This window comes from Flavobacteriales bacterium, from assembly GCA_025210805.1.
Lineage (GTDB): Bacteria > Bacteroidota > Bacteroidia > Flavobacteriales > CAJXXR01 > JAOAQX01.
Genome location: JAOAQX010000027.1, coordinates 66,167 through 90,726 on the forward strand (window position 1 = coordinate 66,167; position 24,560 = coordinate 90,726).

At 33.2% G+C, this 24,560-nt stretch carries 21 protein-coding genes; 11 read left to right on the top strand and 10 right to left on the bottom strand.

Features of this window, described 5'->3' with window-relative positions:
* Positions 1-2: 2 nt before the first annotated feature.
* From N4A45_10590 to N4A45_10635, 10 genes are all read right to left on the bottom strand, one after another.
* Positions 3-473: a DUF1456 family protein gene (locus tag N4A45_10590; protein MCT4665668.1), complete on the bottom strand. Its 471-nt coding sequence runs from the start codon at positions 471-473 to the stop codon at positions 3-5.
* A 137-nt stretch (positions 474-610) separates the two neighbouring features.
* A complete protein-coding gene (locus tag N4A45_10595) occupies positions 611-1,327 on the bottom strand; it encodes a PorT family protein (protein ID MCT4665669.1) in 717 nt (238 codons plus the stop codon).
* Positions 1,324-2,004 (bottom strand): YggS family pyridoxal phosphate-dependent enzyme, encoded by a 681-nt coding sequence (locus tag N4A45_10600; GenBank protein MCT4665670.1) that lies wholly within the window; start codon positions 2,002-2,004, stop codon positions 1,324-1,326. Before N4A45_10600 ends, N4A45_10595 begins: the two co-directional genes overlap by 4 nt.
* Positions 1,994-3,217 carry a DUF1015 domain-containing protein gene (locus N4A45_10605; GenBank protein MCT4665671.1) on the bottom strand — a complete coding sequence of 408 codons (1,224 nt, stop codon included), beginning with the start codon at positions 3,215-3,217 and terminating at the stop codon, positions 1,994-1,996. Before N4A45_10605 ends, N4A45_10600 begins: the two co-directional genes overlap by 11 nt.
* Entirely contained in the window at positions 3,195-4,655 is a 1,461-nt protein-coding gene (nhaC, locus tag N4A45_10610) for a Na+/H+ antiporter NhaC (protein MCT4665672.1), read from the bottom strand. Before nhaC ends, N4A45_10605 begins: the two co-directional genes overlap by 23 nt.
* Before the next feature lie 115 nt (positions 4,656-4,770).
* Complete coding sequence (locus tag N4A45_10615; GenBank protein MCT4665673.1) at positions 4,771-5,010, bottom strand: hypothetical protein; 240 nt, start codon at positions 5,008-5,010, stop codon at positions 4,771-4,773.
* Positions 5,011-5,023: 13 nt separating this feature from the next.
* Positions 5,024-7,144, bottom strand: coding sequence for a T9SS type A sorting domain-containing protein (locus N4A45_10620; GenBank protein MCT4665674.1), 2,121 nt, complete (start codon positions 7,142-7,144; stop codon positions 5,024-5,026).
* A 127-nt stretch (positions 7,145-7,271) separates the two neighbouring features.
* Positions 7,272-10,124 carry a T9SS type A sorting domain-containing protein gene (locus N4A45_10625; protein ID MCT4665675.1) on the bottom strand — a complete coding sequence of 951 codons (2,853 nt, stop codon included), beginning with the start codon at positions 10,122-10,124 and terminating at the stop codon, positions 7,272-7,274.
* Between the two features lie 54 nt (positions 10,125-10,178).
* Positions 10,179-10,760, bottom strand: a complete 582-nt coding sequence (locus N4A45_10630) for a hypothetical protein (GenBank protein ID MCT4665676.1) — start codon at positions 10,758-10,760, stop codon at positions 10,179-10,181.
* 39 nt (positions 10,761-10,799) lie between these two features.
* Positions 10,800-11,807 (bottom strand): tetratricopeptide repeat protein, encoded by a 1,008-nt coding sequence (locus tag N4A45_10635; GenBank protein ID MCT4665677.1) that lies wholly within the window; start codon positions 11,805-11,807, stop codon positions 10,800-10,802.
* Between the two features lie 303 nt (positions 11,808-12,110).
* Between N4A45_10635 and N4A45_10640 the strand changes: the two genes are divergently transcribed.
* From N4A45_10640 to N4A45_10690, 11 genes are all read left to right on the top strand, one after another.
* Complete coding sequence (locus N4A45_10640) at positions 12,111-14,159, top strand: ATP-binding protein (protein MCT4665678.1); 2,049 nt, start codon at positions 12,111-12,113, stop codon at positions 14,157-14,159.
* Positions 14,156-14,785, top strand: a complete 630-nt coding sequence (locus N4A45_10645) for a response regulator transcription factor (protein ID MCT4665679.1) — start codon at positions 14,156-14,158, stop codon at positions 14,783-14,785. Before N4A45_10640 ends, N4A45_10645 begins: the two co-directional genes overlap by 4 nt.
* Positions 14,786-14,788: 3 nt before the next feature.
* On the top strand, positions 14,789-15,787 hold the full coding sequence (locus N4A45_10650) for a T9SS type A sorting domain-containing protein (GenBank protein ID MCT4665680.1): 999 nt from the start codon (positions 14,789-14,791) through the stop codon (positions 15,785-15,787).
* Between the two features lie 215 nt (positions 15,788-16,002).
* Entirely contained in the window at positions 16,003-17,202 is a 1,200-nt protein-coding gene (locus N4A45_10655) for a T9SS type A sorting domain-containing protein (GenBank protein ID MCT4665681.1), read from the top strand.
* An 11-nt stretch (positions 17,203-17,213) separates the two neighbouring features.
* Positions 17,214-18,044 (top strand): ABC transporter substrate-binding protein, encoded by an 831-nt coding sequence (locus tag N4A45_10660; protein ID MCT4665682.1) that lies wholly within the window; start codon positions 17,214-17,216, stop codon positions 18,042-18,044.
* Between the two features lie 6 nt (positions 18,045-18,050).
* Complete coding sequence (locus tag N4A45_10665; GenBank protein ID MCT4665683.1) at positions 18,051-19,064, top strand: iron ABC transporter permease; 1,014 nt, start codon at positions 18,051-18,053, stop codon at positions 19,062-19,064.
* Entirely contained in the window at positions 19,061-19,870 is an 810-nt protein-coding gene (locus N4A45_10670) for an ABC transporter ATP-binding protein (protein ID MCT4665684.1), read from the top strand. Before N4A45_10665 ends, N4A45_10670 begins: the two co-directional genes overlap by 4 nt.
* Positions 19,848-20,885 carry a hemin-degrading factor gene (locus N4A45_10675; GenBank protein MCT4665685.1) on the top strand — a complete coding sequence of 346 codons (1,038 nt, stop codon included), beginning with the start codon at positions 19,848-19,850 and terminating at the stop codon, positions 20,883-20,885. Before N4A45_10670 ends, N4A45_10675 begins: the two co-directional genes overlap by 23 nt.
* A gap of 275 nt (positions 20,886-21,160) precedes the next feature.
* The gene (locus N4A45_10680; protein ID MCT4665686.1) at positions 21,161-21,472 is read left to right on the top strand and encodes a hypothetical protein; all 312 of its coding nucleotides are present in this window, start codon (positions 21,161-21,163) and stop codon (positions 21,470-21,472) included.
* Positions 21,462-23,630, top strand: coding sequence for a TonB-dependent receptor plug domain-containing protein (locus N4A45_10685; GenBank protein ID MCT4665687.1), 2,169 nt, complete (start codon positions 21,462-21,464; stop codon positions 23,628-23,630). Before N4A45_10680 ends, N4A45_10685 begins: the two co-directional genes overlap by 11 nt.
* Entirely contained in the window at positions 23,627-24,556 is a 930-nt protein-coding gene (locus tag N4A45_10690) for an HmuY family protein (GenBank protein ID MCT4665688.1), read from the top strand. Before N4A45_10685 ends, N4A45_10690 begins: the two co-directional genes overlap by 4 nt.
* The last annotated feature ends 4 nt before the right edge of the window (positions 24,557-24,560 follow it).

Below are 24,560 nucleotides of genomic sequence, written 5' to 3' on the forward strand. Positions count from 1 at the left end.
TTTTAGTTCTGTTCTTTTGGTCGATGTTTTAGCTGAAGTCCCATTAAAAAGTTTCTCAAAATTTGATCTTTACATTTCATGAATTTGGGATGACTCGGTGCTCTAAAAAAGTTATTGAGTTCTCCTTTACCCATTCTAAAATCTGCTAAATCTAATACCTCCAACATGTCTGTATCTTTATAATTTAAAGCAATCTTTAGTTTTCTGAGTACTAAATTATTGTTCATTTTGGACTCTGCTTTCATTTCTCTATTCGGGTCTTTCCCTCTTTTGAGCATAATAAATCCGTTTAAGAAATAAGCCAAATCCTTATCATAAAGCATTTTAAACTCCTCATCTTTTTCTGGTTTTAACCAATTTGACACTTCGGATCTATTCACGGTTTTACCCGCTTCTTCAAACAAAGAAATCATTTGCTGATCACTAAAATTAAAGGTATATCTCAGTCTTTTGAGAACATCATTGTTGTTCATACATTCGCTTTAAATTGGAGACAAAAAAATCCCCAAAAATATTCTTACAAAATAAAGTTATTTTGGGGATTTAATAAAGTAAAATTCGAGATTCTCAAAGGAAGTAACAAATTAGTTTCCGAAAATGGATTTTTTCACTAGAAAGTGAAACCTACTGCCAGTTTAATATTTAAGATTTTAATATCTGAAAATCCCTTGTTATCTAAGTTTGTAAGTGGGTAATTAAAAGAGGCATTAAGATTTAGAAAATGGTTCACATGGTATTCCATTCCCATAATAACTCCTATAAATAATGTTTGAAGATTATCTTTGGGTTGCGTTCTTTCTGTTTTAAAAACTTCTTTCCCGTCTTCTCCTACATATTTATAACCATATTCAAAATCGGTTTTCAATAAAGTGGAGAATTCCAGTCCTCCAAATGGTACAAATTTCTCAGATTGATTATCTTTAAGAATGATTGGGATATCCAAAAACTCCATCTTAGCAGAAGACTGACCGTAGTCTAACTTGTTTAAACCAGTTACGGCTCCCATATATTCGTTCATTTTATCAGGAACAATAAATCCTAAATTCCAACCTTTGTGGGAATAGAAAAGTCCTGTTTCAATCAGTAAATCTTTATTCTTCTTTGATAAAGGAAACTGAACATAAGCACCAAAATGGTAAGCTATTCTCGATTCATTACCGATGATATCATTACCAGTTGTCATCGAATAGTTTAAACCAGAACGAATTCCAAATTGCGTTTTCTTTACACGGTGTATTTGTCGTTTTTTATCTTTGTCTCGTCTATTTTGAGCGGTAGAAATTCCGACAATGCAGAAAATAAAGCTCAACAGTAGTATTCTTCTCATATCTTATAGTTTCTTGCTCCAAAAATGGTTGATCCTACCCTTATCATATTGGAACCTTCTTCAATAGCCAACAGGTAATCTCCACTCATTCCCATAGATAAAATCTCTAATTGAGGGAATTTTGATCTCATTTCTCGAAAGAAAGTATTCATTTTTCTAAATTCCTGTTTGGTGACCTCTTCATTAGATGTTAATGAGCCCATTGCCATCATTCCTTTGATTCGAATATTCGGATAATGCTCTAACGATTTTTCGAAGAAATATTGTGCTTCTTGGAAACTAAATCCATGTTTTGACAGTTCATTCTCTGCCAAGTGAATTTGAATCAAACAATCGATTACTCGTTCATTGGTCACTGCTCGTTTCTGTATTTCTTTAGCGAGTTTTTCGGAATCCAAAGAATGAATTAAACTAACAAAAGGGGCAATATATTTCACCTTATTTGTTTGCAAATGACCTATCAAATGCCATTGAATATCTTTTGGCAATTGCTCGTGCTTTTCTCTTAATTCTTGTACCTTATTCTCTCCAAAAACTCTTTGACCGCCTTCATAAGCAATCATAATATCCTCAGAGGGTTTGGTTTTCGAAACAGCAACAAGAGTGACTTGCTCACCAATTTCTTTTTTGATATTTGCTATTGATTGATTAATAGCATGCGATTCTTTAATACTCATAAATCACTAATCCTGATCGTAATTTTGGTTCGATAAAAGTACTTTTTGCAGGCATAATTAAACCTTTATCTGCCACTGTTTTCAGTTGGTTTATTTTTACAGGTTTTAAACAAAATGCCAATTTACTGTTATCAGAACCGATTCTTTTTTCGATTTCTCTAAAATCTGTATTTCCAGGTACAAATTTCACTCTTTTATCGTTCTTAACGTCATAAATTCCCAAAATAGGACGCAAAATTGTATTGCTCAAGATTTGAGAATCTAATTCGTCTACATATTGTTCTATGGTATAATTTTCTAACTTCAAACGAAGAATATACCATGTTTTTCCCCAGTACATTTGAATGCAGTTATCATCCAATACTTTTTGATGAGAATCTGCAATAGTTACCCAAAAATGTTCTTGAAGTTGTGCAATAAAGTCCTCCTCTATCAAGTTGGCCTCCATTTCTATTATTCTATCATAAGAGAAGATTGAAAGTTGGGTCTCTGGGATTACATAGGCCATATAATGAGCTGAGGGATGTGTTTCTCCCTGATGAAAGTCCTGATAAACCTTTGCAGACGAAGAAGAACGATGATGCCCATCGGCTATATAAAATGAATCAATCTTTTCAAATGATTTTTGTAAACGAGTAATCACCTCTTTATCCTCTATCACCCATAGTTCATGCCGAATCATATCGGTAGTGTTATGATCTAAAATAGGTAATTTCTCACATGTTTCATTTAGAATAAAGTCTAAGTCGTTATTAGACTCATAACTCATTAAAACAGGTTCTGCATTGAATCCACAAATGTTTAAATAATTTGCAAATATCTCTTCTCGTTTTGGTATAGTTGCCTCGTGTTTTTTGATATGATCGTTTACATAATCCTCCACACTCACTCCTAAGATAAAACCTGTAAATGAAAAGCCTTCATAACTTTGTCTATAAACATAAATAGCTTCATTTTCTTCTTTTAGCAGAAACCCGTTATTCTTAAATCCTTCATAGGCATCATGAATAGCGTGATATTTATCAATTCCTTTTAATTTTTCTTCTATTGAAGAAAGATAATCAGGTTCTATAATTTGCAAAAAAGAATATGGATTGTCCTTTATTCTATTTTTGATTTCCTTATCTGTATAATCAATAAATGATCTTGAAGGTAATAAAGGAGCAATATTTCTAGGAGGACGGACTCCTTTAAAGGGAATTATCTTTGGCATTTTTGGTTTCTTTTAGTTCTCTAATTTTTATTTTGAATAAAGCAAATGTTAAAGTCATCAATGGAGAAATCCAATTGAAAAAACAATAAGGTAAATACAAAATTGTGGCTACTCCTAGAATATTTGCTTGTGCAGCCCCACAGGTATTCCAAGGTACTAATACGGAGGTTACCGTTCCGCTATCTTCAAGAGATCTACTCAAATTTTCTGGTGCTAAACCTTTATCTTGATAAGCTTTTGAAAACATTTTCCCAGGTACTATTATCGCTAAATATTGATCTGAAGCAGTGATATTAAAGAATACGCATGACGAAACAGTAGAAAAGACTAAACCAAATCTTGACTTTACAACACTCAATATTTTCTCACTTATTTGCTTCAGAATTCCTGTTGCCTCTAGTGTTCCACTAAAAAACATGGCGGACAGTATGAGCCATACCGTATTGAGCATTCCTGCCATTCCTGAAGAGGATAATAACTCGGCAACTATTTTATTCTCAGAAGGGATTTTTACTCCATTTGCCATTGACTCAACAATCATTTCATACTGAGCTAAAAAGGCATTAGTAGAATGACTTGCCAAACGAGTCATGAGTTCAGGCTGAAAAAAAACTGCCGAGACGCCTCCTGCTAGTGAACCAAGGAACAAAGCTAATAAAGCATCTACTTTTTTTATGATAAGAGCAATCGTAAACAATGGAATGATAAATAGTCCGATATGGATTTTAAAATTTTGAGTAATTGCCGTTTGAACAGCTTCTAGTCCCTCCACTTGTCCAGAATAGTCTTGAGTAAAACCATATACCAAAAATATAATTAAACTGATTCCAATGGAAGGGAGTGTGGTATAGAGCATATACCTAATATGCGTAAATAGATCCGTACCTGCCATAGCTGGCGCTAAGTTTGTGGTATCTGAAAGTGGCGACATTTTATCTCCAAAATAAGCACCAGAAATTACGGCTCCTGCAATCCAACCTTCAGGAAAACCTAATACCTTACCAATAGCTAATAAGGCTATCCCTACAGTACCGATGGTTGACCAAGAGCTACCAGTTGATAAAGAGATTAAAGCACAGATTATACAAGAAGCAAAAAGAAAAAACTCTGGAGAAAGAAGATCCAAACCATAGTATATCATAGCAGGAACAATTCCACTAATCAACCAAGTACCTGCTAAAGCTCCAATAAATAGTAATATTAAAATGGCCTTCATAGAAGTTGAAATGTTTTCTACAATTCCATTTTGAATTTCTTTCCAGCTAAAACCATATTTTACACCAATTCCAGCAACTATAAGTCCGCTTAAAAGAAGTGCAATTTGGTTGTAGCCATAAGATGAATTGTCTGCAAATAGAAATACATTTAAAGCTAGTAGAACAATTAGAACTAGGAATGGCAGAAGTGCTAAATGAAAGGGGATTTTTGTTTTCTCCATAAAATTAGTTTGGTAAGCAATTTAAAGAAAAGCAAAAGAAAATTCAAACAATTATGAACAAAAAAAAGGCGATTGAAAAATCAACCGCCTAAGTGTGTGTAGTGTGTATGTGTGATTAAGAATTATATCCTTTTTTCTTATTTGCTACATAAAACACTGTAGCAGCAATCACCATAACACCCATAATCATCAACCATTGGTTTTGATCAATACTCATTGTCGAAATAGACATTTGCGTTGAGTTACCAAGAGTTCCTTCTGGGTTGTTATTTGGATTTGTGTTTGGCATTGGTTGTGCCACTAGTCCAGCTAGACTAAACAAGCTGAATGTAAGGGTTAGTATGAACTTTTTCATGACTTGTTTTAATTTAGTTTTTTACGATTTTCGAACTGTGTAAGCTATCGTTTACTTTTGTTCTTACAAAGTAAACACCTGGTTTTAGAGTAACTTGAGTTGAAAACATCTTGAATGTTCCTGGCTCAAATCTTTTAATTAATCTACCTGTTACATCAATGATACTCATTTCTTGAATTTCTGCATTTAAAGATTCAATATCAACAGTGATATTTTGACCATCGAAATACACTTCAGGTTCATAAGAAATACTCTCATCCTCTTTATGCTTAAACTTCAAGAAGAATCTATTTTGTTGTGCAGAACGTTCAAATGTTCTAAAGCGATACATTTCGTCATCTGAAATTTTAGCTTCAACATTTAAGGCTCTATCTACAACATACACATCGTATTTATCGTTATTTAAATCTTTACTCAAGTGGAATACATATTCTGCATCTCCATCTCTAGAATCAAATCCCATTGGGATTAGTTTATTTACCATATTATGTCTAACAACTCTAAGCGCTGTTCCTTGTTGATCTTTATGGTTATCTTGTGTATAGATGTTTACTGATCTATCTGGTGTTACATCTTTCATTTCAAAATCTGTAACATTTGAGATCAAGTTATAACCTCTTGGGTTTACTTCATCGTCAATTGTGATCGCTAACTGACCCCAGTCACCTACATTCAATTTTTCGTTTTCATGAACTTGATAAGCATCTACATAAATCATTAACTTATCTTCCTGTGCTTCTTTTGTTAATACCTCGTCTGTAGCATCAACTCTCATGCTGTTTTGGAAAGTAACATTTGCATTTCCTTTTCTGTGCCAGATAAAGAAAGCTTGCCCTGGCGCTACTGTTGTTAATTCAGCAGCAGTCACATCAGTTGTGGTACTTGTGTGTAATAAATCTAATGAAGGCGATGGTGACGCTCCCGTAAATTGATCATTGATCCCTACTATATCTCCTGACTTGTTGATTACAACAAATCCAGGATTAAATGTAGTTGCAGATGACTTATCTATATCTGTATAGATAGAAACTGTTCCTTCTGCAAATAAATAACTATCTCCATAGAATCCGTCATTGTCATCAATTGTGGTATTATTATCAATGAAAGAAAGAACATTTAATGCTTGACGATAAGGGTTACCAATCATGTGCCATGCACTGAAACGTCCATTAATGTCACTTGTTTGGTCTACATTTACAACAACATTTCCATCAAAGAAACCATCTACTGAATAGACAGAATCAACCACTTTAGTTGCATTTGCATCATAAGATACAGCATTTGATCCGTATCTAATGGCGTATCCACGTCCATCAACATTCAATAGTGAATCAAATGTTGGAGAACTTGCAATTAGTTCATTCGGTACAGCATCTCCGTCACCAAAATTCAAACCGTCTTCATAAATGTGGTGCTGATATGAATCATCGGCTGCATTATAAGAAGTAATATCGTTTGTACCACCATAAGATTTAATACTATCTCCAGAATTGGCTGCTGGTACAGCCGTGTGAAGAGGCATCGTTCCTGATTGTCCAGCAGTATTTGTGGCTCCAGTTACAAAACCTGTCACATAAGATTCAGTTTTGTTATCCCAAAAGTGAATAGAGTATACATTTCTTGCATCAGTTGTATCCATCTTTACTCTCAGAGAGTTTCTTCTTGCATCTTTTGTACTATTTGTAAACAGATGTGTTCTTCCTGGAATGAATTGTTCTTCATAACGATATTGTTGACCGTATGGAAAGTCATGTACTGTTCCATTATCATTATTCAATAATTCCGTACTTGTTCCAATGAATAATCCACCTCTTACTTTTGGATGTAAAGCTGCATTAGCTCCTGGTGAAAGATCAAATTGCATATTGTCAGACAGCTTTAAAATAACACTATCCCATTCAGAATTTTGAGTAACTCCTGTAACAGTCGTATTCAAATCACCTTGAACTGTATCTACCCAATAGATTGCATCTGTATGCCCCGTAACTTTAACACCCGCATTCACTTGAAAGTTTGTGTAAAAAGTATCTGCAGCAGTACTTAAATGAATCGCAATAGGTCCAACTCCAACTACTTGTGCTGAAGCGGAAACTCCCATCAATCCTAAAAAAGTTAGTAATAAACTTTTTCTCATTTCTTTAATTTTTACTTAATCTTTTAAAATGTCTAATCGCTAAATCAGACTACACTACTCGGCAAATGTAGTAATAAAATTTTATTACACAAGTGATTTACTAAAAAAAAACATCAAATACTAATCGTTAATAAATAACAAATCTTACACTTTCGTTTAAATCTTCACTTTGAACTCTCATAAAATACACTCCATCCTTAAAACTACTCAAATCAACAGAATTTGAAGAATTTAAAAATATTTTCAAATTTTTCACTAGATGTCCCGCTTCTGAATAAAATGACAATGCTACTTCTTGGTCAATAGAATTCTTATCGAGCAATTCAAATTTCAATATTCGACCCTTTACTGGGTTTTCTGTAATTTTAATTTTAGGACTATTGGTATTAATTTTATCGACAATTACCTCTTCATTTGAAAGTAAATCTGAGACACTATTTACGTTTGCGTAGTAGATTCCATTTCCATGGGTCGCTATTAATAGAAGTCCATCTTCTTTTCGGTAAACGATTCTTTCAATAATTGTGTTTCCAATAATCTCTGGACTTACTCTATACCATTTAGTACTGTCTCCATTTAAATGAGCTGTTCCAAATAAACCAACACTTGATCCTGCTAGATACATTTTTTCCCCATTTGAAAAAGTCAAAATCTCAGCACTTCTCATTGATGGTCCATTTCCTGATCCATCAATGTTTTCCTCTAAGTTTCCTCCTATTTTCGCTACAGTTGTTCCTCCATCACTGGTGTAAAACAAGCTTCTTGATGTATAGTTAGAATTCACAAAAATCAACTCATTTCCATTATCGGGGTTTGAAGCAATATCAATTGTAAAACCGCTATAATAAGCCGTTTTATTATTTATATCTTTATAAGGAAGCTCCGTAATTATAGGATTATTAGAATTTGGATTCTCCACTTTAAAAACGGCTCTTTCATCTGTTCCGATATAGACAACATTTCCTGGGTTTGCCTTAGTAACATGTATAGATACCATCTTTTTATTACTGGCGATATCGAAACCTGTTACTTTATTCCATCCCGAAGTTAATGGGGTTTTTTCTCCTGTTTCTTGTATACTTGATATATTATTATATACGTATAAGTCATGTTTGTGTGGATAATACATGGTATTTTCAGAAACTGGATCTACTGCAAATGGATGAATAAATAATCCATCATCTGGATCCAAACCTGCAGGTTCCATTCTTCTAAATGACACTTGATTTCCTTGTGCATCAAGCGTGAACTTCGCTACTTTACCCCTTTGGATTGATAGGTAAATATCATCTTCATCTTCGGTTACATAAGACCACCCTCCATCTCCATTATATGCCATATTCCACTTGTCTGTAATATTTGCAGAACGTGTTACAAAGTTTCCGTTATCTTGAAAACCAGCTACAATGGTGTTTGTTACTTGCTTCTGATTTACACTCACAGCATAAAGCTGGGTAGTAAAATATCCATTATTCAAATCATCCCACACTACATTTGATGCAAATTCATCTGTAGTAGTAAAGATTCCTCCATCGTTTGCAGAATAAAACTTATGACTTGTTGGTGAAAATGCAATTAAGTGTTGATCTGGGTGATGATTTTCATAAATATCCCAGTTTGTATCTATACTTGTGGGCTTATACCCTCCTATCATTGTGGTATTTTGATCTGAAGTGAATCCATCTGTTGAACGATATAAATTTGTTCCTCCAATAAACACAACATTAGCACTATCAGGATGTACAGCTATAGCCATATCATAGGCATTTTGAGTATATAATGTTGCAAAGCTCGTTCCTTCATCTGGTAAATTATCCGATAAGTCTGTCCATGTTCCACTTACAGAATTCGTATCATTTTCGTCATATTCATATAGCCATAGACTATTCCAATCTTCTCCATCAAAAAATGTATTGGTATGTTTTCCAAAATTTGGAGTTTGAGCAAAGAAATACACTTGGTTTTCATTTTGTGGATTATAATCCATTACAATTCTTTCATAAACTCCAGGAAAACTATCTGGCAAAATATTTTCCCAAGTATTTCCATGATCATTTGATCTCCAAATTCCTCTTTTATTAGAAGGTGCATCTGAATTAAGCACTCCATAAGTAACTCCAGAAGGTGTTACCAAAATATTGGTGGTATATGCAGAGCTATTTCCACCAGAAGCTAAAGTCGTAGCACTCCATGTATTTCCTCCATCTTCACTTCTAAATATAGAGCTATGACATGCTCCATAAAGAATGGTTAAACTATCTACGCTTTGGTCCAATGCGATATTCCACATAACATCCCAACTAAGGTCGAAAGTATTTGGAGTATTAGAATTTGTAGAAGTTATCGCGTTCCATGTTTCTCCATTGTCATCTGAATGGTACATTCCATTACCAAAATAATAAGCACTAGGTGCAGATGCTGAATTTCCATAGCCTTCTCCAGTACCAAAGTACCAATTATTCGTTTTCCCAGGCCTTTTGTCTTGAACAATACACGTAACACCATGAAATTGATCTCCCATGGTTTTTTTAACCCAAGTTTGACCTCCATCCGTAGATTTAAAAATTCCTCCTGAAACTCCACCAGCAATGATTGTATTCTCATCATTTACATCAAACGCTAAAGCTCGTGTTCTTCCTCCAATCTTAAAATAACCTCTTGGTTCAAAATCAATCACAGAATTTGAGATGGGCATATTATTTACAAATGCCAATTCCTTTGCTCGAATCCCTTGAGGTATTTTTCCTGTTTTTGGATCTGCGAGCTTACTAATATACTCAGCTCTTAGAACAGAATGTTTCATACTTGGGGCTGCAAGTCCGTCGAGTACAATTCTACCTTTCTTTTTCTTTTTCTTCTTGTTTATTCTTGCTACTACTTCTTCAGAAAGCTGAGAATCTTTTGCATTATCTGACTTCAATAACTGATAGGACAAAGCGATAATTGACAATGCAATCACTGGAAAAATAACTTTTTTCATAAGTAAATTTAGGTTTAAGAGAAATAAAAAAAACTGAGGAGAAAGTATCAGGTATTATTCTTGACGACTAAAAGGAATATCTTTAAATTCACCTTCATAAATGAATTGTGTAGAGATCACTCCACTTACAACACGCACACCTCTTACTTTTAAAATTCCAGATAGCGTTTCCTGTTCGTTATCAAATTCATCAATGAATACAAAGGAATTTAAAGCATCTAATGAATCTAACTCTGGTGTAAACCGTGTATTTTTATAGAGCTGATTATCTCCTGTATAATAAAGTGAATCAATAAAAAACTGAGCATCAAAAACATTTTTTGTTGGATGCAAAGTCATTCTATGTTCTCCCGTTTCTGTAGATGTTAAGGCAAAAATAAAATTGGTTTTAAAATAGCTCGTTTTATCCAAATCTGTATTTTCTCCTTCTGATAATTTGGGGGAATAAGCGGTAATTATCACCTGGTCATTCTTTGTTACAAATGCATCGTAACTAGCAATATCTAATTTATTCTTACCTTCTGACATTCTAAAACTATGATTGGGCTGTGGCTCTTCTATATCAGAGTTTGTATCACAACTATAGAAACTGGTAATTACACTAAAAACAAAAAAATAAGACAGAATTTTATACATAATCTAAATTTGTTTGGATAAAAGGCTAAGATACGAATTTTATTCGTTTAATCTCTCTAAACCAATGTGAGCTGGATTATGCTTTGCATTTAACAAAATACATTTTTTGTAGTCGTTCTTTGCTTGTGCTTTATTTCCTAAAATTTCAAAAACATATCCACGAGCAAAATATGCATCTAAATAATTATTATCTAGTTCAATGGCTTTGTTAAAATTATCAATAGCTATTTCGTTGTTTCCCACCATAAAATACACATATCCAAGATTGTAATACACGCCTTTTTGATTCTGATTTATTTGAAGAGTTTTCTCATATAGACTAATTGCTTTTTGCCAATCTTGTCTTTGATGATGGAAATAGGCTTCATCAAAATATGCTTTGGATTGATTTGGGCGTTTTTTTTGTATCAAACGATAATAGTCTATTGCTAGCAAATTGTTCTTATGCGCATAAAGAGTTGCTAAAGCATCAAGTATTTGAATATTTTCAGGATTATGTTCCAAGGCTTGTTGATAGTTTTGAAGTGCCTTAGTTGTGTCTCCCATTTCTGCATAAGAGATTCCTTTATAAAAATATGCCAGATCTTTTGTGGCATCTTCTCGTAAAACATCATTAGCAAAGGTTACTGCTTGTTTATAATCTTGAACAAAAAGATAGAGTTCTGCTAATTTCAACTTACAACTTGAATGATCTCCTTCAAGTTCTGCACATTTTTCCCAAATTTCTTTTGCTTCTCTTGTCTTATTTACCAGCATGAGCATATTTCCATACTCTAAATGATATGAAATATTTGTTGAGTCTATTGACAGTGCTTTTTTGATATCTTCAATAGCTGGTACATAATTATTTTTAGTTAAGTACGCCTTAGCTCTACTAAAATAATGAAAAGACTCATTGGGTTGTTGCTTGATCAAAGTATTCAAAGAGTCTATTGGTGATTTCTCAGTCAAAACACTTTGTTTTTTATGGCTATCACCTGAGTTTTCTTTGTTGTTTTGGCAGGACAACATACTTACAACAACTAATGCAGAAAGGAGTATTTTCATATTTTTAGGACTATTTAGAAACAACAAAATTATTGAAAATGTTTCGGAAAATTAAAACTAAGCTACTCGATTATAAGCGAGGATTATGGTTTAAAAGAACAGTAGTTATCGATCTTATTTAAAAAGGTATTTGTACATTCATACAGAACATTTTTTCATATCCTTGATTCATATTGCGACTAAAATTATTTTAAATTTCACAGTTTAATTGGCTCTATTTCGCTTATCCTCAAAAATGAGGAATACTCATTTAGAATATGATGATTATTTTTGCTAGTGACTCAAAGAATATAAACTATTTTCTTGGCGAAAATAGAAGGACTTATTTATATGTTTAATCTCAAAATCTTTCTTTCCCTCACGATATTGACGTGTTTTTCGATTTTTGCTCAAAATTCGGGGCATTCTTTGGGTGACAAAAATATTGGAAAATATTTCACAAAGCATGAGATATCTGAACTATCAAAAACGCAGAATAAAGCTACTCTTGAAAAAATATATCACATAGCTAAAAAACTCAAAAACGAAGGAAATTATCAAGAAGCGATTCAAGTAACAGAGTTAATCCCTCTGAAAACAATCATTTCAGATTCATTAAGAAGACCCATTGGAAATGCATTGATTATCCAAGGTATTGCCTATAAAAATTTGGGGGAATTTCAAGAGGCTCTCCTTTCTAATTCCAATGCTAAAATGCATTTTCAAAAAATAGAGGATTGCGAAGGTTTAGTAAAAAGCTATAATAACTCAGCAAATATTTACAATCAACGCTCCCATTTTAATCAAGCTATTTCATTTTACAAAAAAGCGTTAGAATTAGTAAAAAAATGCCCAAACAGCAAACAAGAAGCCATTCTTGAAAAAAACTTGGCTGGAATTCACTTCAATTATCATCATGATATTTCAAAAGCGATAACTGGATTTCAAGTTGCTGAAAAAAAATTTAACAACACCAACAATAATCAAACTCATCTTTTAAGTGTTTATCAAGAATTAGCTAAACTTTTTATTTATAAAAATAATTTTAAAAAGGCTGAAAACTATCTTACTCTTATTGGGAACACCTCTTCTGATTATAAATCTAATGAGTTTTATTTCCAGCAGAAAAGACTCATGGCTTTACTCTACGCAAAGAATGGGAAATCCAAAATGGCATACAAGGCATACCGTGAGCTTTTCCAAAACTTAAATCAAAACAAAGAGTATAAACAAGAAACAACTAGCATTTATATTGAATATCTCAATTTTTTATTAAAAGAAAACCATTTTGAAAATTGGATTACTGTTTATAGAAACACCATTGTAGATGCACAAAAAAGTGGCAATTTACTAGCAGAATTACAAGCAAGATCTCTACATACCCAATACTTAGAGAAACATGATCAGTACCAAAAAGCATCTACAGAATACAAGGTAATTAATGAAATAAATAAACAATTGTTCAACAAAAGAAATATTGAAATTTATCAAGGTCATCAATATGAAATCAACAGCCTATTAAAAGAGGCGGAATACAAAATGGATATCCTAGAGCAAGAGAAAAAACTCGAATCTAGCTTAAAAAATGAAGAAAAACTAAAGAATAATCTCTTATTGATTAGTCTATTGGCAATTATTTCTATAGCTATTCTTCTTAGTGTTCTATTCAAAAAGTCTTTAAACAAAAAGAAAAATGAACTAAAATGGCTCAGTCTAAAAGCTAAAAACACTGAACTTGAACTAGCCTTAAATCAAGCTGAAAGAGAAGAAGAATACAAAATAATTAATAGCAATATTGAAGCTAAAAAAGAAGAACAAAGACGTATTTCTAGAGATTTACACGATCATATTGGGGCAAATTTGGCAGCAATCAAGCTTTCACTAAACGACCAGAAAGATCAACATTTACAAGAACTTCTTAGCGAAGCTTATCATCAAGTAAAAGACCTCAGCTATAGCCTTACGATTCTTGGCGAAAGCCAAAATACTTTTGAGGAAGTACTCACTACTTATTTAGAAAATATTGAAAAAAGTACTGGTCTTGATTTTGATTTGGAAATTTTACCAGACTGTAATCTAAAAAACCTAAATTATCTACAACAAAGAGAACTTTTTGGAATTTTTAGAGAACTCATTCAAAACACCATTAAACACGCCAACGCCCATAAAATTGAAATTGTATTTTCCTCTGAAGAAAACATTCTCAATATAACCTTTGAAGATGACGGAATAGGCTTCAATCCTTCTCAAGCTTACTTAGGAATTGGACTTAAAAACATGAAAAAAAGGGTAGAGATTTTAAAAGGCTCTATTGAATTTGACTGCATGAAAGGGCGTTCTTCTATTATTCATTTAACCATACCTAGCGCATGAAAAAAACGATCAAAATAGTAATTGCTGAGGACCACCCTTTATTTCTTTCTGCATTAACAAATGTATTGAATGAAATAAATGAAATAGAAGTTGTTGGAACCTTTGAAAAACCAGAATTTGTTATTCCTTTTATAAAAAATAATGAGGTAGATATTTTGGTGACTGATCTTGATATGCCAAATATTTCGGGACTTCGTCTTTCTAAAGAAGTAAAAGAATTGTTTCCTGAAATAAAGATAATGGTAGTTTCTATGCTAAATAAAAACCATATCACAATGGAATTAAAAGAAATAGGAATTTCTGGTTATTTATTAAAAGATGCCAAAAAGAAGGATTATGAACAAGCTTTGAATACCATTTTGAATAATGAATCATACTTTTGTACTGATATAGAAAAAGAACTCAAGAAAGCGGTAAATTCAGAATCTATAAAACTTTCTAAAAGAGAAAACGAGGTGCTTCTACTCATTGCTGAAGAACTCACCATGCAGGAAATAGCAGAAAAACTCTTTGTTTCTCCCACAACAGTCATAAGCCACAGAAAAAGACTCATGCAAAAGCTTTCTGCAAAAAACACAGCAGGACTCATCAAGAAAGCAATTCAAAATGACCTTTTAAAAACCTAAATTATGAAAACAAAAATATTCACATTTATCATCTCGCTCATTTTTGTTTCAAGTTTGCAAGCACAAATAGTGGATCAACTATGGGAAAACCCCATTAACAAAGTGAAATTTAAAATCAAAATAAACTTTGGAAATAATACCATGGTTCAGTTTGGGAACAATGCAGCAGTTGATACTACAGGAAATCCTCAAAACATTAGTCAAGAAGATATTGAAAACATTTTCGGAATTAATGCACAGCTAGATCCAAGTATTATTCAAAACTATCAAGATCTTTTAGACACCTCAAAAACTAATAGCCTAGGTTTTCTTGCTATGTCCACTTGGGGAAATACGATCTCTGATACCACCGAGTATGATTATTGTTTAAATCTGACACAGAAACTACAAGGTAAAGATTTAGGAATCATTCTATCCACACAATGGCAAGATCTTTCAGTTTTCATGGCAAAACAATTAATAGATACCATTATTCCAATAATAGCAGGAGATGACATGGATTATAGTATTGATATTCCTAACGGAATTAATAAAGTATTCGATCTAAAAAACTTCAAAACAGATGCCGAGGAGCTTACTGCAATTCAAAATCATCAAATTTATACTTATGATCTTACGGAATTCCAAAACACTTATGATCAATGTGTAGTTTGGATGCAAGATAACAAACTTATTATTGCAGATTCTGTAAATTATTCAGACATTTTAGATTGGATTGATGAATTCTTTAGCACTCATGCGAACTTCGAATTACAAAAAATTTCTGTTGATGAATGGGAACAATCCTTCTCATTTGTTCATTTAGGAAACGGAAATTATCAAATATTCAATAAAAATAATAGCCCTTGGAGTATCACTCTTTTTAACAACAAAGGGCAAAAACTCTATTTAAACAGGCAAAATGATTCTTTTTCATTATCGCACTATTTGCCTGGTGTTTATTTTATCAGAATCCAAAATGAACAGAAAAAAGTTTTTGTCAGAAAACTCATATATCAATAATCGCTACAAAGGAATAGTATTAAAAATTGTACATCCTATTTTAGGAAAGGACAATTTCTAAAAACGATTAAGCTCCTAAGTTATATTTAGGAGCTTTTTTGGGTAATATTTTTTTATTTTAATTCATTCTAAATAAAAATACCAAATATTTGGTATTGATATAAAAGAGAATAAACTCGACATTTGCCCTGTTATTTAAAACGATTCTAAACAAGATGAAACAAACTATATTATCTATCTTGGCACTCACGAGCCTATTATCAAATGCACAAAGCTTTGAAGAAAAAGAAGTAGAACTAAAATCTGGTTATTCCGATGAAGTCTTTTATGACATCACGAATGATGAAACTGAAGACATTGCAGGAAAAGATTGGAATCTTGCCTTTGGAACAGGAGGAATATCAGCCACGATAAGATTTAATTCCTCTAGAGGAGATAAATTGTATGAAACAAGCTTTGCCGATTCTGACTGGGCAACCGTTGACACCAACGGAATAAGTACATGGTCGCCTGTGTACAACAGTTCTTCAGACTGGAACAAAGGAGCTTTTAATGGTGCTGGAAACGGAAATCCAACAAATTTTGGGTGGGGAGCTTATGATATGGCTACTCATATTGTTTCTGGAGACAAGGTATATATCGCTAAAATTGGAGATGATTTCTTTAAATTATTTATTGAAAAACTTCAAAGTGGAAGCTATCATTTTCAATATGAAAAAATAGGTACAGGTAATACTTTACATCAAAAAACAGTACAAAAAACGAATCATTCAGATGCTTTTTTCGCCTATTACAGCATAAAAGATCACGAAACAAAAGAGATTGAACCTAAAAAAGAAGAATGGCAACTTTGGTTTGGAAAATATATTGAAATGATCCCTACTGCTTATGGAGTTACAGGAGTGAGAACAAAACCAGGAATAAAGGTAGCCAAAGTAGAAAACACACCCGTGAATCAAGTATCCTACTCAGGATTGGATTTCGATTCAACAGCAAATGCCATTGGTTATGATTGGAAATCTTTCAATATGGGTTCTTTTTCTTATGACCTCACTGAAGATTTGAGTTATGTGTTAAAACTTGAGAATGGAGATCTCTATCATTTATATTTCACCGCCTTTGAAGGAAGTTCAACAGGAAAACTAAAGTTTAAAGTAAAGAAACACAATGTATCTGTTTCAGAAATGGATCAAAAACAAACAATCCAATGGTTTTCAACAGTGAACAATCAAGTTATTCTAGATTCTGAAACCACCATGACTCAAGCGGAGATTTTTGATCAAACAGGACGATTGATTTCTCAGGAACAAATTCAGACAAATAATATCGCGCTCCATTTACCTAAAAAAGGGGTGTATATCTTGAAAATCACCAATACAAACCAAGCTCAACATATCATTAAAGTTGCACTTTAAAACTAAGTAACATGAAAAAAACAACAAGAATTATTTGGGCTTTCATTCTATTTTTGGGTTTACTAAGCCAGAGTGTAAACGCACAAGAAAAAATTGTGTCCATAGGAGCTATTTCTACTGAGCTATTATCAACCTTGGGGTTAGAAGACAAAATTGTAGGTGTAGATATCACTAGTACCTACCCTGCAAGTGTCAAAAGTAAAGCACAATTGGGACATCTTTCTGGAATTACCTTAGAGGCCATCATTTCTACAAAACCAGATATGGTAACCTTTCCAGAAGGAAAACTCAACCAAAAAATCGTTGAAAGACTTGAAAGTTTAAAAATAGCCACTTTTGAGTACCAACAAGAGCTCTCGACAGAGGGAGCTATTCAAATCATCTTAGATTTTGGGAAAGCATTTGGCAAAGAAAAACTTGCTCATAAAGAAGCCTCAAAACTCCGAAAAGAACTCGCACAAATTCAATCCTTAAAGAAAAATGGAAAGAAAATTCTATTCATTTACTCTCGTGGACCAAGAATGCTACTTGTAGCAGGAGGAAATACCGCAGTTTCAAAATTAATTGAGCTAAGTGGATCTCAAAATGTGGCTCAAAATATCAATGATTATAAACCGCTCAATACCGAATCTTTAATAGAGTACAATCCTGATTATGTATTTTTCTTTAGCCACAGCTTAAGACATTTTAAATCTAAAGAAGAAGTGTGGAAAATACAAGGTATGCAGTTTACCACAGCCGGAAAGAAAAAACAGTTGATTAGTATGGATGCTAATTTAGTCAGCTCTTTTGGACCTCGATTAGCAACGGCTATTCAAACCCTTATAGAAAAAACAAAATAAAAACAGATGCAAAACCTATTTTGGTGGATAATTTTTCTTGTTGTTTCTGTATCCAGTCTGAGTTTTGGTGGTCTGTCTTTAGGTTTCTCAGACTGGATTGATATTTTAATTGCTCCAGATTCTTCAACACCTTTATTCGAAATGAAAAAAACTGTATTGTTGAATATCAGATTACCTAGACTCGTGATGGCTATTTTGGTTGGTATATTATTAGCTATTTCAGGTTTTCTAAGTCAACGTTTGTTCAAAAATCCTTTGGCCGAGCCATCACTTCTAGGTATTTCTACTGGAGCTTCCTTATTTGCTGCTTTGTTCATTCTTTTATCAGGAACTGTTCTGCTTTCTTCCCAAATATCAAAAACCACTGGGATGATTATTGCAGCATTTTCTGGAGCTTTACTTGTAAGCTTTATTGTTTTTCGATTAGGAAGGAAAAACGGACAAACCTCTACACCTATTCTTTTATTAAGTGGCGTTGCTTTAAATCTTTGGAGTGCTGCATTTTTAGGTCTTATACTTTTTATGAGCAATGATGAAGAACTGAGAGACATCACTTTCTGGACTATGGGATCTATTGCCAATGTTGGGTGGGATAATGTTGTAATAACAGGTATCACCCTAGCCCTGAGTCTCATCGTGATATACACAAAGAAAGATGCCTTAGACACTTATATTTTAGGAGAAGAAGAAGCATTTAGCATGGGGGTTTCTGTAAAAAAACTCAAAAATCTCATGATTTTCCTCATCGCAATTATCACGGCAATTTTAGTTTCTCAAACAGGAGTCATCGGCTTTATTGCTTTGATTGCCCCTCATGTAGCACGATTGTTAAAAGGGGATTTAATGAGTAACAATTTCTCTTTTCTTATGTTACTTGGAGCGCTCTTTTTAGTGCTTTCAGATTTTCTTGCAAGAACCCTTCTTCTTCCAACAGAATTACCCATTGGAGTGATCACAGGGATTCTTGGAGCTCCTTATTTTCTTTGGATTCTTATCAAAAACAAAAAATTGATTTTATGAGTCGTATTCTACCCGCATATTTACTACAAGGTATTTCTTTTTCTATTCAGGGGAAAATGATTCTTGACGAAATATCGCTATCTATTCCTTCGAGTAGTATTACTGGTATTTTGGGACCTAATGGTTCTGGAAAATCTACGCTTGCAAAAATCATGACAGGACATTTGGTAGACTACAAAGGAAATATTCATTCTTTTGGGGAAAATATTCGTTTACTCTCTTCTGAAGAACTTGCAAAAACACGAAGCTATTTTGGACAATTTTTTTCAAAAAACTTATTACTTTCTGCAGATGAATTATTGGATTTAAGTTTTTCGCAATATCTCAATACTTCTCAGTATCAAAACAAAAAACAAGAATTAGTTGAAGCTTTAGACCTTAAAAGTATTTTACACAAAACACTCAATTCTTTATCTGGAGGACAACAGCAAAGGGTTTTTATATCTAAAGCCATTTTGCAAGCACTTGTTCACAAAGAGGAACAATATTCTATCATTCTAGATGAACCATTAAACAATCTTGATATTCGTTATCAGTTTCTCCTAATGGAATACCTCCAAGAAAAAAGTAAAGAAGGTTTTACGGTGATCATCATCATGCATGATCTCAATTTTGCCAGTCAGTTTTGTGATTATATCGGTCTTTTGAAAGAGGGAAAACTGATTTCTTATAACACAACAGAAAACATCATGAATGAATCACTCATTTTTGATGTATTTCAGCAAAGTGTTTCTATAAACAAAAACAACAACCAGACATACGTTCAATTTAAAACAAAAAAACATGAACACCACAGTATTATCTAATGAATTTGCTACTTATAAAGAAGCAAACCCAAAGGCATACTTATACAGAGCTGCCCAAGATTTAAAAGTTTCAGAATTAGATTTATTGGCTTTAGAAATTGGAAAAGCTGCCACTGTATTAAATCCTGACTTCGAAGGAATTTTAGGAAGACTTCGAGAACTAGGAAAAGTAATGGCTCTCACAAGAAATGAATACGCCGTACACGAAAGAAAGGGTATTTATAAAAATATGAATGCACAACACGGGCACATCATATTTGTAGGAAAAGACATTGATTTGAGAATTTTTCCTCAATCTTGGAATTCTGCTTTAGCCGTGGTTCAAGAGACTGAAAGAGGAACCAAAAGATCCATTCAATTTTTTGATAAAAAAGGACTTGCCATTCACAAGGTTTTTCTTTTACCTGAATCAAAAATTGAATCTTTTGATCAATTAGTTTCTGATTTCAAAAACGAAACACAAGAAGTGACATTTGTAGGCGAAAATCCTCAAGCGATCATTCACGAGGATATCGATTTTACCGAAGAAAATAAATTAGCCTTCCAAAAAGAGTGGAAAGAAATTACGGATACTCATCAGTTCTTCGGTCTTTATAGAAAATATAAACTCCACAGACAGCAAGCTGTAGAAAACGCCCCTGATGGTTTTGCAAAAAAGCTGGACAATGAAGCAATCAAAACACTTTTTGAGAAATTTTCTGAAAACAAACAGGAAATCATGGTCTTTGCAGGAAACAAGAGTATTATTCAAATTCATAGCGGATTAGGAGAAAATATTCTCTACAGAGGACCTTGGATTAATATTATGGATCCAGATTTCAACCTACATCTTAATATGGAAGGAATCAATAGTCTTTTTGCGGTAGTAAGACCTTCTGAAGACGGACCTATTCATTCTATTGAAGCCTATGATGAAAACAAAGAAATGATTGTTCAATTCTTTGGAAAACGTAAGCCTAGAATCCCAGAACTAGAAGGATGGACAGGAATTGTAAAAGACATGATGTCTGAATAGTAAAACCGATACATAATCGGAAATAGTATATACCACTTATGGTGTTGATCTACTCACTGAAATAATCCCCCTTTGAAGGGGGGAAGGGGGATGTTACACAAAGTAAACACCTCCGAAAAAAGAAACTAAAAAAAATATTATTCGATCATGAATTAAGACGCAACACCCCCCTTTTCCCCCTTTGAAGGGGATTTGAATTACAGAGCTTATTCCGACTTTTCGGGAAGAGATTAAGGGAATATTCAACAACGAAATACGCCAAAAAGAAAAAAAATATGGGAGAAATAAGAAAACGGTATTATATGAAAAACTATTACGAAGGACATTATGTAAAAATATTCAAATGCGAGCGCTGCGAAAAGTATCATTTACATTTTCGCGGGCTCGACATTCGATTATCCAAAAATGAATTATCCTTTCTTCAGGAGCATTTCCCAAAAATCAAACACCAAGACCCTCCCTTTCTTTGGAATCCAATAGAGTCAATTACATTTTTCTTAAATGGCGAAGAGCTACAAGAACTCGACTCGGCATTAGAAACCACTTGTTTCTTACAAGAAATAGAAAAAATCATCTATGAAAGTTAAGTTTCTTTTTTTCTTTTTACTGATTTCTCAATTATTTTGGGCTCAAAACACAGAATTCTTCATTCTAACTACCGCTCAAGAACCTGTTGAAAATGCTCATATCAAGCATCGAAAAAGATATTATGTTTCCAATGAAAAAGGAGCCATCACCATTCCCAATATACAAGAAAATGACACGCTAAAAGTGTCACATATTTTGTTTTCAACACAAATTTGGGTGGTCAAACAAAAAGTTCCTTCTCAAAAAATCTTATTGAAACCTAAAGAAGAAAAACTTGGAGAAATTATTCTAAGTGCTCAAATGACGGGGAGAAAAGCAGAGGAAGTTATTAAAAACATTGGAAAAATACCTACCAAACAAATCGCACAATATGGTGCACAAGATGCAGGACAAGCCTTAAAATGGCAATCGGGTTTAAGTATCCAAAGAGATGCTGTTTTGGGTGCTTCACTTTCTATAAACGGATTGTCTGGCGAACATGTCAAAATACTTATCGATGGAGTGGAACTCAACGGTCGCTCAGATGGTTTTATTGACCTAGATCAACTACTCATGCAAGGAGAACAGGAAATTGAACTCATCAAAGGTCCATCGTCCATTGAGTATGGCTCTAATGCATTGGGTGGTGTGGTAAATATTATTACCAAAGACCTACATAAGAGAGATACTTTGGGTTTAAAAATTGATCAATTGATAGATAATACGGGAACTTATCAAAGCTCCCTACATGGATTTAGAACTAAAGGAAAACACAGTTACAATCTATATCTTCAGCGCTTTCTTTTTGATGGTTGGTCAGATTCTGATCCTTTCTTTTCTGGTTTTTCTAAAGAAATTGCTGATAGTTCAAGATTTCGAGTTTGGGCACCAAAAGAAACCTACCAAGCAAAATTAAAATACGACTATCAAGGAGATAAAATTCATTGGCAAATTCAAGGACAATACAACAATGAATTCATCCTAAAAAGAGGTTATCCCTTTGCTCCCCCCTCCTATTCAAAAGCTCGGGATAGTAAAATATCTTCAGATAGATGGCTGGGGCAAATAATCCTAGATGGAGACTATAATGAACAGCACAGTTTTAAAGTTCAGACCAATTATCAATCTTATAACCGAGTTCGAAAAGGCGTTTTGACGGATTTGAACACCCTCCAAGAAAAACCAATCCTAGGACTTACAGACACCACTAATTTTGGCTCTTTTTTAGTTCGATATCAAGGTGCTTGGAAAAAACTAGAATATGGAGGAGACCTTCAATATGAGCGTATTTTGGGAAACAGAATTCTAAACAAAGAACAAATACAAACTGCTATTGGTTTATTCTCAAAATATCGTTGGAACCTCAATGATAAAAACCAATTCTTGTTTGGGCTTAGAGCCAATATTTTTGCAGGAAAATGGACTCCATTAATCCCTTCATTGGCATGGAGACATAATTTCTCTAAAAAACATTTGTTAAAAGCTAGTATTGCAAAAGGGTATCGAATAGCCAGTCTAAAAGAGCGATTTTTCGAATTTATTGACAACAATCATCATATCATTGGAAATAAAAATATTGAACCCGAAAACTCCAGTCACCTTTTAGCATCTATGCACCATAATCTTCAGAATTGGAAAATAAGTTACGGAACATTTTACAATCATATTCTGAGTCCAATTCGTTTAGCTCCTACAGAAAATGATGGTGAATTCACCTATTTCAATCTTCATGAATACCGAGGAACAGGATTCAATTTTGAAGTCAATTGGAGAAACAAAAAATGGAGTCTTGGTTTGAAAAACAATTGGGTTTTTGATCAGTTTATAGAACCTGGAAGAACTAAAAATAACTGGAATAGAAATATCCAAATAGGCGGAAATATTCGATATCAAGCCAACGAAAAATGGGCATTTTTTAGCAATATCATGCATTATGGAACTCAAAAAATATGGCGTGTAGAAAAAGATTCAGAAGTCTTGGTGAACCAAGAACCCTACTCTTGGTGGGATTCTGGAGTCGAATTTAATTCTCAAAAAAGATGGAAGGCTTTTTTCTGGCTTCAAAACATCTTAGATGTAAAAAACTTAGCGAATTCCACAGGAAGTGCTCATAGTTCTTCAAATCAATTTATCGCTAGAGGTCGATTAGTTCAAGTAAAAATACAGTTTAGATTATGAGAATCCTTATAGTTTCGTTAATCATTTCGTTTAGTTTTTTCTCTTGTATTAAAGAAGAGCTTCCTAAACCTATTTATCAAACAGATAATATTATCCAAAAAATTTCTTTGGGCGAGAATTATGATAATCAAGTTTTTTATGATCTCGAAAATCCAAGTGAGTCCATTTCTATCTCAAAATTTGATTGGGATTTATGGTTTTCTCCCAACGGGGATCTAAGAATCAACTCAGGAAGAACTTGTAGCATCCTTCAGATATGCATAGACACTTTTCAAATGGAAAATCTAAATACAGTCCAACTAAAATCCGATTTTTATGAGAAAAATACTTTTGATAAACTCTTAGACTTCTCTAAAAATGACACGGCAAACTTCATATTCTATCACGGACTAGATATAGATAGCAAAAAACAAGATCGTAAAGTATACAGGATCATCAAAAACAATGATACTATTCAAATATTTCATTTTCAAAACAACAATTGGGGCAAAATATTCAGTTCGCTTTCTTTCGATCAAAATCTTTTTATTGATTTACAAAAACAAAGTTCTTTTAGGAAAAATTTAGAAGAATTTGATTTATACTTTGGAGGATATCTCACTTATTTTTCTGAGCAAGATTTGGAATATTTAGTTCATGGTGTTCTAAAACAGAATTCCTTCTTAGAATTTTCCAAAACTAAAAATTTCGCTTTTAACGAAATTACCGAAAAACAAGCTGAATCTCTCATTTTCAGCAACACAATTGATTTTATAGGGCACGATTGGAAAAACTATAATATAGATGAAGCAAAATACAGCGTTGATTCTAAAACTGTTTTTATCGTAAAAACACAAGAAAATCTCTATTGGGCATTACAATTTTTAGATTTTTATAATGACCAAGGAATTAAAGGCTATCCCACTTTCTCTATCAAATTACTTTAGAAAA